A 14,987-nucleotide genomic window follows, 5' to 3' on the forward strand; every position below is an offset into this window, starting at 1 on the left:
GGGGGTGAGGTTTTTTCAGGACTGCCTTCTTTGCCTTCTGCCTCCTGCTTTCATGAAGCTTGCTGGGTTTTGGCTGATGATGTGAAGCTGTGATGAGACAGCCAAGTCTGCCAAGCCTGGATGCGTCCTTGCATAGATGCCAGCCATTTCTGCCATGCTAAGGTTTTTTCCTTGGGCAAAAATCGCAATAACTGTAGCAAACCAAAAGCCGTACGTGTACCAACAAGTGTAGCCCAAAGCATAAATACTACTAGCCTCAAAGGTGGTAAGTATTCTAATAGGGCTAGGGTTTCATTGTGGACGGCGTTTTTCCAGGCAAGGTGATTAAAGTTATTGCGCTGGTCTTCATCAAAGCGCTGGGCTGGGTAGTGATCTACGGCTATCAGGGGATCGTAGATGAGTTTCCAGCCTTGACTCCGCAATGCTAGGCTAAATGCCAATTCAAAGTGTACCTGCGCTCCTGTACCAAGCATACGTTCATCAAAACGTAAACCAGCGATCGCATGACGACGATACGCCATATTCACACCTTTGAGTACGTCTACTTCTCGGGCTGCACCTATACCTTTATGATGGTCGCCAATTACACGTCCATACCACTGTAATTTCCCTACTACTTCTGACTCACCTTTGTAGATGAGTTTATCCCCTACGTACACCAAATCCCGGCCACCAACACCACCGATGTGAGTATCAGACAAAAAGTGGGCTTCTATCCGTGCCAACCAATCTGGATGGGGTGCAGCATCGTCATCGGTGATGGCGATCATATCTCCCTTGGCTGCATCTAAACCTACATTCATCGCGGCAACTACACCAGGGACTTTGACCGTTGCTGCTTCTAAGCTGAAGCCTTGGGGATGATAATCTTGGAGAAAAGACCAAGTATCAGTATCTGTGTCGCGCACCACTACCACAACTTGTTCGGGTTTACGAGTTTGTTGCTCTAGTGCTTTAAGACACCGCACCAAATCCTGGGGACGACGGTAGGTAGGAATCATGACGCTGATTGTCATCATGGGCTGACACCTGCGCTAACTTTTGCAGTACTCTTGAGCCAACTTAACCAGCCTTTGACCATACCTTTTAACTTTAACTCCATGTGATGTTGCCAATCAAACATCGGGCCAAGACCAAAGGAGCAAGCCAAAAGACGCAACCGTAATGCTGGCGAATCACCCAATTCTTTTAATAAAGTAATCAGTTCTGCTCGTTCTGCGGTGGTGAAGATCGGAGAAAAACAAGCAGCAGCATGAATCAATGCCATCTTTTGCCGACATTTATCAATAACTTTGGTATCCCAACCTCTTCTTTGAAAGGCAGGTATGAAGCTTTTGTTGTAAATCCAAACATAAGCTTGCAGTTGATCACCTTTGCGCTTGGGACGTATTTTTTGGGTATCTGTCCAGACGCGGTACTCAGCTAAGATATCATCCGAGTAGACATTGCCATAGCCAGCATCGGACATTCTCACCGCTAAATCATAGTCTTCGCTGTACTTGAGGTTGCCATCACCATAAAACCCTACTTCTCGCAAAGCTTGAGCTTTAAATATAAAAATGCTAGAAGCAGTCCGCAGACCCGAAACTGATGCTTGTAGTGCTTCATCCGCACTTTGAAACTCATGCTTTCTTGCTACTCTGCGGATGGCTCGTTTTTGTCCCCGTTCGTCAATTTCCTGAGTGGCGACATGACCCCAGCCAGCCTCTGGATATTTCTGCATCAGAGCTACTAAAGTCTCTACATAACGAGGTGCGATCGCGTCATCTGAATCGAGGCGGATTACATAATCGGTTTTGGGCTGACTCAAAACCCAATTACAGTTCGGGGTCATTCCCAGATTTTCTGAATGACGATGATATCGAATTTGTGGAAATTGCTGACATAGTTGTGCCATCACCTCTGGTGTATTGTCAGTGCTGGCGTTATCAGCAACCCAAACTTCTACATTTGGATAAGTTTGAGCTACAGCAGTTCCTACAGACTCTAGCAAATATTGGGCTTGGTTATAGGTGGGTATACAGATAGCAACTGATGGTAATTCTGGCATAGCAATATATTTTTATAAAGTAGGAATGTAGAAGTAAAAAGTAGAGAGGGTGAAAAAATTAATTACCCCTTTACTAAGTAAGTCGGTGGGAATAAACATAACTATATTACGAAAAATCAAGACACCTAAAACCCTTACCAATGACCAAGGACAAATGACGACCCCAACGAATTAGATTTATTTGTGCCGACCTACTTAGTTCATAATCAACTATTAAATCCTTAGTTTATTTTGTAGCTTTTGTGGTTCATTAATATATCTTTTTTGTTAGAAGGATATTAATGTATTATTCATGTTCATCAGTGCTATTTCCCACTACTTTTTTTGATCTTTAAATTGATTTAACTAACTCTTCAAATAAATCTACGTAACTCTTTGCCATCAACTGCCAACTATGTTGTTCAGCAATAGTCCGGGCTGCCTTACCCATTTGACTCCGCAAGGTGCGATCGCTCGTTAAAGATGACAGTGCCTGTATTAAAGCTTCGGTATTATTGGGGTCTGATAGTACAATGCCCGCTTCTGGCTGTACCAATTCTGCTGCACCTGTAGTCACGGCAGTAATTACAGGTAAACCGCAAGCCATAGCCTCAATCACTACTAGTCCAAAAGGATCATAGCGGGAAGGAAAGACCAGAAAATCTACTGCTCTCATCAACTCCGGGACATCACGGCAAAGTCCCAGAAAATGCACTCGCTCATTTAACCCCAGAGATGCCGCCAGTTGCAAATAGGGGCTGCCTTCAGTAATTCCCGCAACTGCCAAATGCAAATCTGGTACTTTGACCAAGGCATGTAAGACCGTATCCAAATTTTTACGAGGAATTCTAATATCCCCAGCAAACAGGGCTAAAGGTACATCTTGGGGGAGGTTCCATTTTTGGCGATCGCTTACTCCGGGTGAAAACTCTTGCAGATCAACGCCATTGACAATTACTTGCAAGCGTTCTGGTGGTACACCAATTTCCAACAAATCCTTGCCGACTTTATCAGAGACTGCTACAACTACCTGCGCTTGCTGGAAAGCTGATTTTTCCCAACGTGCATTCATCGCTGTGTATAGCCATTGGTAAAAATCGTATACAACTGAACGTGGATTTAATATATTCTTCACAGACTTAGGCATAGTTCCCATACTGGAGAATTTCAGCCAAGAACTATGCACAAAATGCACTGCATTCACATCAGCAGGAACCGTTGTAATCGCACCATTGGCTTTGACTAAATCAAACTCAGACCGATGTTGACGCAGCCAATTACCACTCCGCCAAGAGAAAATCATATTGCGAAGAATTTCTGTCGGCCAGCCTTTGACTGGAACACAAATCCATCTCACTTGGCTATGCTGCTGTAACTCTGAAGCCACTTCACTGGCTACTAGAGTAACATGATAACCCCGACGAATTGCGTCCCAGACAACTTCATAGTTGACCCGACCTTGACCATTACCTTTAACAACATTGTGGGTAACAATGCAAAGTTTCACGATGTTTAACTATCCTCTAAAATTGAGTTAGAAAAATATATCAATGCATCAATTTTTTCTTTATTTGAAACTCAGAAATATATTTAGGATTTTCCTTATGCCTTATGAGTTGAAAGTCACCTCACCCCAGCTACACCATCCCTCTCCTTACTAAGGAGAGGGGCAGGGGGTGAGGTTTTTCATCATGACGGTGAAATTTTGTTCATTGGGACTGCCTTCTTGATAATTTTCAAGTTCCAGATGGTAGTAATAATCTTTGAATATGAGAACGACGCACAATTTCTGGCCAAGCATGAATAGCTTTATGTTCTAACAAGTACTTTGACATTTGTAAAAAGTATATAAATAGAAAAGCTATTAATTTTAAAGGGTTGGGGAACAAATCTTTATAGCGTTTGATGCCAATATAAAGTCGAGCCGCTTCGACATGTAAATCATAATTGTTAATTCCACCAATACCAGCAGCAATCGTACCGCTTGCTAAAACGCTTTCTACTGGATTAATATCGGCCCTTAATTCTGGACAATATAAAATCTTATAACCACGCTTAATTGCTCGCAAAGCAAGTTCAGCATCTTCGTAACCAAAAAAGATATTTTCATCCCACTGTTCTTGGGTAAAAAATTGTCTGGGGAATAAAGTTGCGTGAATAACTACTGTTTGAGGAGCATCATGAGTGGGTAAAAAATGCCCTTGGAATGTGAGTCTAGCTGGAAAAAATTGGACGTATTCGTTTTTGCTAGTACCTGTTAAGATAGCTAGATTTTTCTCTTCTGTTGGCATTTGGGAATATCTTGCGATCGCCAAACTAAAAAAGTCTGGTTGTACCAAAATATCATCATCAACAAAAGCAACAAAGTCAGTTTCCGATTCTGGAATGGCATTCACTGCATTGTTGCGGTTGGCACAAACACCACGACGAGGCCCTTGGATATAAGTTGTACCTGGATATTTCTGCACAACTTGGTAATTTGCCTGTTGTACTTCAGGATCAGTAGAATCGTCAGAAACGACTACCATATGGGGTTTAATTTGAGAATTCCACAGTGCTTGTAGGCAAATATCCAATGATTCTGTGCGATTTCTAGTTGTGACGCAAGCGGAAACTCGCATTTATTTTTACCTCTATATATAATAAATAACTGGATGTTTTAGATATACAAATAGCCGAATATATTTCCGTATTATTTTAAAATTTAGCGGCTATTTTCGGAGGAGTAAAACTCAGCATCAATGCAGCTATAGTCCGTAAATTTAGCTGTTGACGCAAGGAACGCCAAAGATATGGACGTGCTTGTTTAGTTTGTTCAGCTCGCATTAAGCCAATTCCTAAACTTGTGCTGACTTTTACCCACTGCTGTTGAAAATAGGTTTTAAATTCTTGGAGATTTTCATCTTGCATAAATATCTCTAAGCAAAACATGTCTGCCTGAGATTTACGGATTTTTGCTTGGTAATTGAGTCTACCGCTTTGCATTGTTTCTGTTTGATCATGCCTGCGGTATCTGGTTAATTTTTGAGGACAATAATAGGCTCCCATACCTGTACGGCAACACAAATAAGTTAAATAAACATCCCATGAGCCACCAACTTCTGGAGGAATACTATCCCAATCTATAAGATCATTACGAATGACAGCAGCCATTGCTGAAGCTACTGCTTGATCTACTAAACCAAGTTTATAAAAAGGTTGGTAAATACCTTCGGATAGCTCCGCCCGTTTAAATAATTGCGAACAATGTTCTGTCAGTTCATAATCAATGGTGCCATCAGCATTAATCACATAATGGTCGCAAAAAGCTAGGACTAAATTAGGATTTGCTTCTAATGGAGGAACAAGTTTTGCTAAGAAATCTTCTTCCCATAAATCGTCATCAAGCAAAGCCGCGACATACTTTCCCCGTGCCATTTTAAAAGCTTTAATGGTGTTAGGGAGCATACCTAAGTTGGTTTCATTGCGGAAGAAACGGATGCGTGGGTCATTAAATGATTCCACAATTGCTTGGGGATTTTCCGGACTGCAATTATCAGAAACAATAATTTCAATATTTTGATAGGTTTGGCTGATAGCACTTTTGAGAGCTTGTTTTAAGTAATCTGGACGGTTGTAGGTTGGGGTAATAATGCTTACTAGGGGAGTTTGTGATTGAGAATTGATATTCATAGTTTTGACTATGTATGCAATTAAGTATCAGGTGTGGTTTTTCGTAATAATAAAAGTGTGCTATTTAATAAGAATAAGCGAGAAGCCGATCGCACAACACGAAAAGATTGACTATAGGTGAGGGCTGCTTTGATTTGAGCGATCGCTCTTGTTGTATCACCTTTTTTTAGTAAATTTCTGGCGGTTCGTAGAGCAAAGAAAGCACAGTTTTGTTTAGCGTTATCGTAGATTTTCTTTGGTACTCTGTCACCTAAGCATGATTCTATACTTAGAATTGCCTGATATAAAGATTTAGCATAGTGGCCATCTGCAACATTAGTAGAGGTACTAGAACCTAAGTGGATTCGCCATGTTGCTAAAGGTTCAACTTCAAACCAAATAGGGTAATTGACAAAGATTCGTACCCACATTTCCCAGTCAATACACAAACCACAGCGACTATCAAATCCACCCAGTTGTTCGTATACTTCTCGGCGTACTACCATCGCTGGTGGTGAAATGCGACAAATATCGGCCAGCTTCTCTAACCACTCACTTGGCAAAATACCACTTTCAGGCTGTTCTAGGTCTGTAATTTTGATCCATTGACCAAACTCATTCGTAAAAATAGTACGGCAGAAAGCCGCACCAATTTTGGGATGCTCATGGAAAGCGCGTCCAAGTTGTTCGTAAAAACCAGGTCGTACGCAATCATCAGCATGGAGAATGTGAACCAAATGACCGCGAGCTAATTCTATACATTTTTGAAAGTTGTTCACCATGCCTACATTTGTGGGTTGGCGATGAAGTTCTATGCGATCGCCTCCCAGTTCTGCGATTATTTTTGCCGGGTCGTCTTTGGTAGAACAGTTATCAATAACAGTAATCTGCATCACCTCCCCACCAGGATCTTGGGCTAACACGCTAGCCAGTGTTTCCCGCAGATAATTTCCACTATTGTATGTTGGAATCATTACTGACCAGAGGGGGCGTGTGAGATTGGTTGCGAGCGGTAAGATTCTGGGACGATAGGGATTTGGTTCGTTGGACATAGAATGTGAAGATTTGCTGAAGGGTGGTGTGTGAGCAAACTACGAACTACTGATGTCCCTGGTAAATATTACTGAAGTATGTTTCGTGAATAGTCTGATGTTAGTTTTACCTGTGCTGTTTATACAGTATCTTGAACTACTAAGCTGATAAATTTTCTAACTGGGATTGCGGACGCATTAAAAAGCCCATACTTTTGAGTAGAAATCTGAAAAGAAAGTACACTCGCTCTGTGGGAGTGTAGAAAGGATAGCGTATTATTATACCAGAAATTGCCAGCATTTCCTGTGTACTCCATTTGCCTCGCCAGTAATAGAGGCTACGTCGGTAGTCAAGATTCCGCATTAGGTTTACTCTAGCAGGGCAATTTATACGCTCTAAAAAGGCATTTACCCCTTGGTTTGTGGTCTCCATCGCCGCTTGCCAACTAGCTTGTTCTTCACTAGTTAATACCGGATTTTGCTGACTGGCGTGATAGTTTTTACCATGCAAACGGTAACTACCCAATACTTCTTTAAGATATTGAATTTTACCCAAAAAAGCAGTGCAATAAACAAGACAGCCATCAGCCCACAACCGCCAAGTTTTTGTATCGATTGGCATGACTTTTGCTAAAGCACTGCGGCGGTAAGCTAAGGCAGAAGTGGGAGGATAGCACCAAGCATTACCTGTATCCAAAATCAATTTTGCTAATTCTATGTTGGGTACTCGACCTCTTGTATAATTTGTATCTAGTAATCTGTCTTCAGCATCGATACTTTCCAATTGATGCATGACACCAACTGTATTTGAGTCTTGGAATGCTTCGACGATGCGTTGTAATTTGTTGGGCTTCCAAACATCGTCAGCATCTAAAAAGGCAATGATCTCACCTCTTGCTGCTGCAAATCCCGTGTTAAATGCAGCACCTTGTCCTTGGTTTTCCTGAAAAATACCTTTGACTTGATGTGGCGATCGCTGTTCGTATTGGTTGATGACATCACGGCTATTATCTTTAGAACCGTCATCAACGACGATAATTTCAAAGTTTGTGTAACTTTGTGCCAAGACCGATTCTATTGCCGCAGATAGGTAGCGAGCATAGTTGTAGTTAGAAATAATTACGGAAACTAACATTTTAGTTGTATAAATTTAGGGTTTAAAGTTTATAGATGGGTTAATTTGTTAGCAAAATTTTCAGGAGCAGTGAAGCTTTATGTATCAGTAGAGTCAGTATCTAGCCAACTCTACTTACTTGAGCAAATGTCAATATAGACACTGATTTTTTACATTGAACCTCCTGAAATTTACAGGAGGTTTGAGCAAGTCCTGTTTTAGCAGCTTTGGGAAAGCGGTTTTCTCAACACAAAAAGATTGCTGTGTGCTAGCGAGGGATCGCGCTTAAGCAGATGATCAAAGAAGTTAAAAGGCCAGCGCAATAATTTGGGATAGTTGTATCCAGTGATTGATACACACTCATAATTATGCTGTGCGAATAGATACAACCATTCATTATTCACGCTGACGCGTAGATGCTTGCAGTCTACGGCTGGGTCAAGAGAAGTCCGAAAAGAAACTGAAGCAATATTAGCAGGAACTTTACCAAATAACAGACGGATACGATTCCACCACCAAGCGATGTTGGGAGTAGTGATCAGCAAATATCCACCTGGACGAAGTACACGCCGCAATTCTTGTAAAAATACGTCAGTGTCCATTAAGTGTTCAATAATGTCACCAGCAATGATCACATCAAAGAAGTTATCTTCTACAGGACAAGCAGACTCTCCACTCACCCAAACATGGGTAAGGATACCAGCTCTTTTAGCTACCTCTAAGGGTGCTTCGGAAATGTCAAAGCCGTGCATTTCGGTAATCTCACCGACTTGGGCTTTGTAGTAGGCTGCTTGACCGCCAGTACGACACCCAATATCTGCTACCCGTTTGCGGTTGGGTATTTGCTTGAGTGTTTCAATCAGCAAGGAGATTTTTTGACTAGCCCATTCAAATTGTTCGTGTTCTTCCTCATCAGACATCTCCTTGCTGTATTCGATCGCATTTGCTCCCAAATGGCCAGCAGCGATACTGGTTTGCAGGAGAGTTTGTGTTTGGGAGTCAGGATTTTCTAATTGAGAAGTTTGAGTTGTAGATAGTTGCTCCATATATGGATTGATATAAATAGCAGGGATTTACTAAATTCAGACTAAGTTGTAGAGCTACCCTGATTAGACTCGTACTGAGCCTGGTGATATTTCCAGAGTTTACCACGTTGCTCGAGTAAATCTTGATACTTGCCTTGTTCTACAATTCGACCATGTTCTAGCACGACTACTTTATCTGCTTTGGCGATTGTAGAAAGGCGGTGAGCGATCGCAATCACTGTTCGACCCGCAGAAAGTTTTTCCAGAGATTCTTGAATTAACCTCTCTGTTACTGAATCTAAAGCGCTTGTGGCTTCATCTAAAATTAGAATTTGGGGATTGCGTAGTAAAGCTCTAGCAATGGCAATTCGTTGTCTTTGTCCTCCAGATAACCGCACACCGCGATCGCCTAACACTGTATCAAAACCTTCGGGCATTTCTTCGATAAATTCAAGTGCATTGGCTAAGCGTGCGGCTTCTCGAATTTCTGCTTCGGTTGCTCTTGGTGTACCGTAGGCAATATTGTTGCGGATAGAGGTATTAAAAATAAATGTATCTTGACTGACTACGGCCATTTTGCGTCGCCAAGAATCAATTTCAAATTCTCGTAGATCAACTCCATCGACCAAAACCTTTCCTTCTGTGGGATCGTGGAAGCGAGGGATTAAATCAGCTAGGGTTGATTTTCCTGCACCAGTAGATCCAACCAGCGCTGTCATTTTGCCTTTTTCGATAGAAAGTGTGATGTTATGTAAGACTAAATTCTCGCGATCATAGCCAAAATCTACCGAGACTACATCTATTGCTCTTTGCAACTCCCGAAACTCAATTTTGCCATTTTGAAAATAAACTTTATCATCAGGTTTAAGCAAATTTTGAATATTATCTATTGCTCCTCCTTGACTACTGATAAAAGCTGTCGTTCCATTCAAATCTTGAATAATCGGGATAATCCGAAATAGCACAAAGAAGAAAGTTAATAATTCGCCAATTTGCATGAAGCCACTAGTAACAACAAAAATAATCATGCTAACCATGATCATTGTCGATGAAGCTTCTGCTACTGGTTTAGGAATATTAGAAATTAAAAAATTTTTTTTCCACGCTTTGACGACATTTTCACTAGCTTGATAATATCTCTTGCGCTCAAAGTCTTGAGTCGAAGATGCTTGAACTGTACGGATACCATTGATCAATTCTAAAGAAGTTGCAGTAAATTTGCCGTTAGCAATAGAAATACCAAAACTAATTTCTCTAATTCGTTTGTTAAGTGTGGAAATACCAACTCCTATCAAACTAAATAATAGAAATGAAACAACTGTTAATTGCCACGATAAGACAAACAGCGATATAGAATAAATAAGTAGAGTTAAAGCTCTGGTGGTTAGAAAAGCTAGACCTCCAAAAATCTGCCTCACTCTTAAAATTTCAGTAGTCAGAATATCGATTAATTCACCAGATTGTTTTTTGGCAAAGTACACTAAGCTTTGAGCTTGTAACTGCTCAAAAATGCGTTTACATAAGTTATCTGCCAAATGAACTTCACAAAACTGGTTGCAAATCTGGGCAGTATAGCCTAAAGAAATACGTATAAGAGTGGTAAAGATGATTAATGCTGATATTCTATACAGTCGTTCCGTAGCAGATGCATTTACTCCTAAAATAGAGACATCAAACCATTGAACACCTGTTCTTACAGGCTCGGCATCTGGGCTTGTTAAACTTTGCAGAAAAGCAAGTAAAAAACCCAGACCGAAGCCTTCAAAAGTTGCTGCCAAAAACGAGAAAACCAAAGCAGCAATTACAAGCCGTCGGAAATGTTTAAATTCTCGTAAAATGAAGCGATTATTTTTCCAAAAACTAGTAGCTTGCACTAACCTACGGGTTAATAGAGATATTTGTCGGGGCATAATTTTCTATAAAAGTTCTGGGATAGTAGCGCATACACATTACGTTTGTGGCACTCAAGCATGAAGCAACTATCAAGCAGACGAAGAATACAAAGAGGGTCTATGTCATTTTCCACCTAGTTCTAGATGTAGTAATGAGTAGGATGTAATCATCCTACTCTACATAGACCAGCAAGTATATGAACATTACAGTTCAAAGCTATTTACTGAATCCAAAATCAACTGATTGGATTCTGCTTCCTCTACCTGCCATGAACCCACAACTCCTGGTAGTTGATTTAGTTGTGGTTGTTCTTTGGCGCTTAGTTCTAGCGCTTCTGCTAATGTCCAGCAACGGGGACCTGTTAGGCTCATTTCACCCCGCACTACATTTAATATCAATGGCAGATTGTGTAATCCAGTTTTTTTATTTAGTGCTGTGGTGCGAAACTTAAATCCCCGAAATAACCTACCCCGTTCGCCAACGTGCCACTCCCTCTCCAAAATCGGTTCTGAGGAAGACAGTTGCATTAATAATCCTAATCCTAATGCGATCGGACTTATTACTAGCAAAAACAATAAGGCAACAATCCTATCTCCTAACCGCTTAAAGGTTTTCAATAGAGGACTTTCTGATATATGGTAATTTTTGCCAGAGTTTATACGTAAGTATATAGGCTTAGATGCTTGCTCACAGGCATTAGCCCAAAGGTTCAGCTTCGCTTCGCCTAGTTTTGGATCTATACGAACTAACTTAACTGAAGAACGTTTTAAGCACTCTACTAATAATTGCTCGTCATCTAGTACAGGCAGATATGGTTGCTTTAATTTTCCTAGAGGCTTTACTAACAACTGATCCCGTCGCCACACAAGTGTGCAGTATGGGTGGCGATCGCCTTTTTGTGTTTGAGTTTCACTATAGCAAGCGTCTAAAGCTGAAATTATTGAGGTAGTCATATGTTTTAAGTTATACTTATGGTAGATTACTGACCTGATATCAAAGGCTTTTGCGCCAAAGAATCTGATCTTTTCTCAGTCTTTTACTTAGAATCAAACCTGGGAATTTATTTAAGTAAGCAACAAAATGAGCTGTCATATAGACATCTACACATCTTGTTTATTAAATTCCTGTTTGATAAGCTAGATATTTATAAGAAGTTAAAGATATTGTTTATCTTTTGGATTTATCTAAAAAAATTATGTTTTTAAACTTGAATTTTTTTTCATTTTGTACTTTCAATTTTGGAATCAATGTGCTTCAATATCTAGGATATAAGACTCAGTAAGAATCGCGGTCGTAAAAATAAATTCTTTATTCACTCTTTAAAGAGCTTGCGTGTTTTACAAAAAAATATTAAGTTACTATGAATTTCTTCTGTGATGAAACTACGTAAATAATTTTTTATTTAAAAAGATTTGGCAATTAACAAAATTTTAATTATTACGAACAAATATAATTTCAGGCAGAGAAAGCAGTACTTCTTTGGAGGTTTCAGTTCACGTATTACATACCATAAAAGCCTAAAGTCACTACTTGCTTACCGAGGACAGTAGGCTTCAGAGCAATACGGTTAGTGACTTTTAAGAAGGCAGAGGGCAGGAGGCAGAAGGGAAGAAGATTTGGCTTGTTTGTTCCATTTAGGCGATCGCTGTAAGTGTGCCTGTTCTTAAAAAGGGGGTATGAGGGTCTAAGAGTGTAGGAGAAAAATTGTGTTTCTTGCAGCTGTTCTTGCCCCTACGCAATATCCCACCGTCAAATAAATTTGGGGCTAAAAGCTAACTATGTCCAATAGTAATTATACTTATAACGAGGAAATAAAAATTTAACTCCTCCTACACCCCTATACTCCTAAATCCATTTTCAAAACAGATGTACAATTACCAGCCTTGGTGAAAGTATGAGTATTCAAACGGACAAGCTATAATTCATTTCTGGAGATATCTAATAAAAACTTTGCGCTACCCGCAAGGGTAGCGCTAGCTGTCAACCGTTCGTTAATCTAGATTGTCTATTCTTCTATCGCTCTTTGCAATGCGAGTGAGTGTTGTTTTGCATAAGGTACGTAGGTGCTGCCAGCATCTGAAACTCCATTTGCCACAACACCAATCAGATTTAATCTACTGAGCATAGCTGTAGCTTGGGCGAGTTGAGTTCTTGTGACTCTACCAATGCTGGCTACCATAACAACACTACGACAAGCTGAGGCTGTGAGTAGGGCATCTACTAAACCGAGAACCGGAGGAGCATCTACAATTACCAAATCATAGTTCTCTTCAAAGGCAGCCATCAATTCTTCCATACGAGGAGAACTCAACAAATTAGCTGGGTCGGCTGGTGCAGGGCCGGCGGTCAAAATATCTATGTATGATGAGCCAGCAGAAGGAATACTAATTTGATTGGGTAGAGTAGACTCACTCACCAGTAAAGTGGAAAGTCCTTGTTCGTTGGGAAGATTAAGTTGTTTGTGCAGGTTGGGAGCGCGTAGGTTCGCATCGATGAGTAATACTCGTTTATGTAAACGAGCAGCACTCATTGCTAAACCCAATGCTAAACCTGACTTACCTTCATCGGGTAATGCTGAAGTTACCATCAAAGATTTGAAGGTGGAAACTGAATTTAAAAGTTCAATATTTTTATAAATTAAATCCAGTGATTCCCAGCGTGGAGGAGATTGCAGAACTTGAATTGTCCAAGGTGCAAGCACCTCTGGCTTACCAAAGGGTAACTTGAAGACTGATTCTCTAGTTTTAGCAAGTGGCAGTTTAGGAGTAGTTCCCAATACCGGCAAAGCAGTCTGCCTTTCTAATTCAGCGGTAGTATGAACAGAATCATCAGATGCATCACGAATAAAGGCAGCAACACCTCCTAACATCAGACCAACAACTGCACCCAACATCAAATTTTGCTGGAGGTTGGGGCCCATAAAGGCACCCTTGCGGGGTGGTTCTACAACTTCCCAGTTAAATCCTCCTTTATCAAGTTCCTGCTGTAACTGTTGTTGTGCTTTTAACAGTTCTTGCAGTCTTTCACGACCAAGTTGAATTTGGGGTTGTAGGCGACTGTACTCAGCTAATTTGGCCGGGAAGCCTTTGAGTTCATCACGTACCTGCTGTTCTTTTTGGGCTAAACTTTGGTCACGAGCAGCCAAGGCAAGTAAATTAGTTTGTGTCTCTACTAACTGACCAGCAAGAGTCAGGTCAATTTGACTCTTCTGTCCTTGGTTGAGGAGATTACCTCCTGAGGCGTTGACGTTACTCTGTTGCGCTCCTAGAGTATTTCCTGCTTCTTGTTGCAACAATTGTTTCTGTTGTTGCAGTTGTTCTACTAGCTTGATCACACTGGGAGCTTGATCAGTAAAGCGCAAGCGTTCCTGTGCTAAAGCCAATTGCGTTTTTTGGATTTCGTTGAGTAATGCTTGGTAGCGGGTAGACTGACTCAAACGAGCCTCTACAAGGGCATTCTGTGGAGTACTTTGCAATTGTTGTTGCAAAGATGCATAACGAGCCTTTGCTTCTTCATATTGAGCGCGAGTTGTGCGTCGATCCTGAAGAATAGAGTTTAAATTATCTTCTAGAGATTTTGCCTGTGATTCTGGGTCAATTAAATTTTGATTTCTACGGAAGCGCTGTAAGTTTGCTTCTGCTCTATTGACTTCTTCTACGGTGTCTCTTAACTGTTGTTGGACAACTCTTAGACCTTTTCTCAAACGCTCAGCTTGTTGTTGTTGGTTGTATTCCAAATATACTTGTCTAATTGCATTTAGAACTCTTTGTGTTTTATCTGGATCTGTATCGGTATAATCCGCTTGAAAAATATTGGTAGCAAGATTGTCTTCTTTTGTTCTTAATTGATTTAATACCAAAGCGCCCTGAATCTGGTCTGCTGTTATATCTGGGTACTCGGGCTTGAGTTTATCAACTGCTCTTTGAATAAGCACCGAGCTTTGCATGATATTGAGCTGAGTAGCAGTATCAATTACAACGTTAGAATCAGTAAAACTACTTCCTGTGGATTGTGTTCCTTGGGTATTACCTTCATAGTTGGGTTTTACCAACAGTTGCATTGAGCTTTTGTATGTTGGTGGTGTTCTTTTAGTGAGCAAAGCAGCACCAGCAATACAGGTAACAAATACTACTAAAAACCAAGGAAGTCTGCGGATGAGTACCGCAAATATTTGCCCATAACCCGGTTCTGTTTCATTAACTGGATTTACATGGGGACTCAGACTGGATTGAATCACGTTTACT

The 14,987-nt window shown here is 40.7% G+C and carries 11 protein-coding genes; all 11 read right to left on the reverse strand.

The genetic code is table 11. The features are described 5' to 3' along the window. Positions 1 to 50: 50 nt before the first annotated feature. Positions 51 to 1,019: a glycosyltransferase family 2 protein gene (locus tag UYI_RS0113120; RefSeq protein ID WP_026085933.1), complete on the reverse strand. Its 969-nt coding sequence runs from the start codon at positions 1,017 to 1,019 to the stop codon at positions 51 to 53. Next, the gene (locus tag UYI_RS0113125; RefSeq protein ID WP_016867116.1) at positions 1,016 to 2,050 is read right to left on the reverse strand and encodes a glycosyltransferase family 2 protein; all 1,035 of its coding nucleotides are present in this window, start codon (positions 2,048 to 2,050) and stop codon (positions 1,016 to 1,018) included. Before UYI_RS0113125 ends, UYI_RS0113120 begins: the two co-directional genes overlap by 4 nt. 331 nt (positions 2,051 to 2,381) lie before the next feature. Next, on the reverse strand, positions 2,382 to 3,536 hold the full coding sequence (locus UYI_RS0113130; protein WP_016867117.1) for a glycosyltransferase family 4 protein: 1,155 nt from the start codon (positions 3,534 to 3,536) through the stop codon (positions 2,382 to 2,384). A gap of 229 nt (positions 3,537 to 3,765) precedes the next feature. Then, a complete protein-coding gene (locus UYI_RS0113135; RefSeq protein WP_016867118.1) occupies positions 3,766 to 4,650 on the reverse strand; it encodes a glycosyltransferase family 2 protein in 885 nt (294 codons plus the stop codon). A 76-nt stretch (positions 4,651 to 4,726) separates the two neighbouring features. Then, positions 4,727 to 5,701: a glycosyltransferase family 2 protein gene (locus tag UYI_RS0113140; protein WP_016867119.1), complete on the reverse strand. Its 975-nt coding sequence runs from the start codon at positions 5,699 to 5,701 to the stop codon at positions 4,727 to 4,729. 20 nt (positions 5,702 to 5,721) lie between these two features. Then, a complete protein-coding gene (locus UYI_RS0113145) occupies positions 5,722 to 6,732 on the reverse strand; it encodes a glycosyltransferase (RefSeq protein ID WP_016867120.1) in 1,011 nt (336 codons plus the stop codon). 139 nt (positions 6,733 to 6,871) lie between these two features. Continuing rightward, positions 6,872 to 7,846, reverse strand: a complete 975-nt coding sequence (locus UYI_RS0113150) for a glycosyltransferase family 2 protein (protein WP_016867121.1) — start codon at positions 7,844 to 7,846, stop codon at positions 6,872 to 6,874. A 197-nt stretch (positions 7,847 to 8,043) separates the two neighbouring features. Then, positions 8,044 to 8,871, reverse strand: coding sequence for a class I SAM-dependent methyltransferase (locus tag UYI_RS0113155; RefSeq protein ID WP_016867122.1), 828 nt, complete (start codon positions 8,869 to 8,871; stop codon positions 8,044 to 8,046). Positions 8,872 to 8,912: 41 nt separating this feature from the next. Next, positions 8,913 to 10,760 (reverse strand): heterocyst formation ABC transporter subunit HepA, encoded by a 1,848-nt coding sequence (gene hepA / locus UYI_RS0113160; RefSeq protein ID WP_016867123.1) that lies wholly within the window; start codon positions 10,758 to 10,760, stop codon positions 8,913 to 8,915. A gap of 186 nt (positions 10,761 to 10,946) precedes the next feature. Next, on the reverse strand, positions 10,947 to 11,696 hold the full coding sequence (hepC, locus tag UYI_RS0113165; protein ID WP_016867124.1) for a heterocyst development glycosyltransferase HepC: 750 nt from the start codon (positions 11,694 to 11,696) through the stop codon (positions 10,947 to 10,949). A 1,052-nt stretch (positions 11,697 to 12,748) separates the two neighbouring features. Further along, entirely contained in the window at positions 12,749 to 14,980 is a 2,232-nt protein-coding gene (locus tag UYI_RS0113170) for a GumC family protein (RefSeq protein WP_016867125.1), read from the reverse strand. Positions 14,981 to 14,987: the final 7 nt, after the last annotated feature.

The organism is Fischerella muscicola PCC 7414 (assembly GCF_000317205.1).
GTDB lineage: Bacteria > Cyanobacteriota > Cyanobacteriia > Cyanobacteriales > Nostocaceae > Fischerella > Fischerella muscicola.

What these genes read in the sequence shown, in the direction of transcription:
- UYI_RS0113140 (WP_016867119.1), bottom strand. Translation starts at nt 5,701, where the DNA reads ATGAATATCAATTCTCAATCACAAACTCCCCTAGTAAGCATTATTACC.
- UYI_RS0113120 (WP_026085933.1), bottom strand. Translation starts at nt 1,019, where the DNA reads ATGATGACAATCAGCGTCATGATTCCTACCTACCGTCGTCCCCAGGAT.
- UYI_RS0113150 (WP_016867121.1), bottom strand. Translation starts at nt 7,846, where the DNA reads ATGTTAGTTTCCGTAATTATTTCTAACTACAACTATGCTCGCTACCTA.
- hepC (WP_016867124.1), bottom strand. Translation starts at nt 11,696, where the DNA reads ATGACTACCTCAATAATTTCAGCTTTAGACGCTTGCTATAGTGAAACT.
- UYI_RS0113135 (WP_016867118.1), bottom strand. Translation starts at nt 4,650, where the DNA reads ATGCGAGTTTCCGCTTGCGTCACAACTAGAAATCGCACAGAATCATTG.
- UYI_RS0113155 (WP_016867122.1), bottom strand. Translation starts at nt 8,871, where the DNA reads ATGGAGCAACTATCTACAACTCAAACTTCTCAATTAGAAAATCCTGAC.
- UYI_RS0113145 (WP_016867120.1), bottom strand. Translation starts at nt 6,732, where the DNA reads ATGTCCAACGAACCAAATCCCTATCGTCCCAGAATCTTACCGCTCGCA.
- hepA (WP_016867123.1), bottom strand. Translation starts at nt 10,760, where the DNA reads ATGCCCCGACAAATATCTCTATTAACCCGTAGGTTAGTGCAAGCTACT.
- UYI_RS0113125 (WP_016867116.1), bottom strand. Translation starts at nt 2,050, where the DNA reads ATGCCAGAATTACCATCAGTTGCTATCTGTATACCCACCTATAACCAA.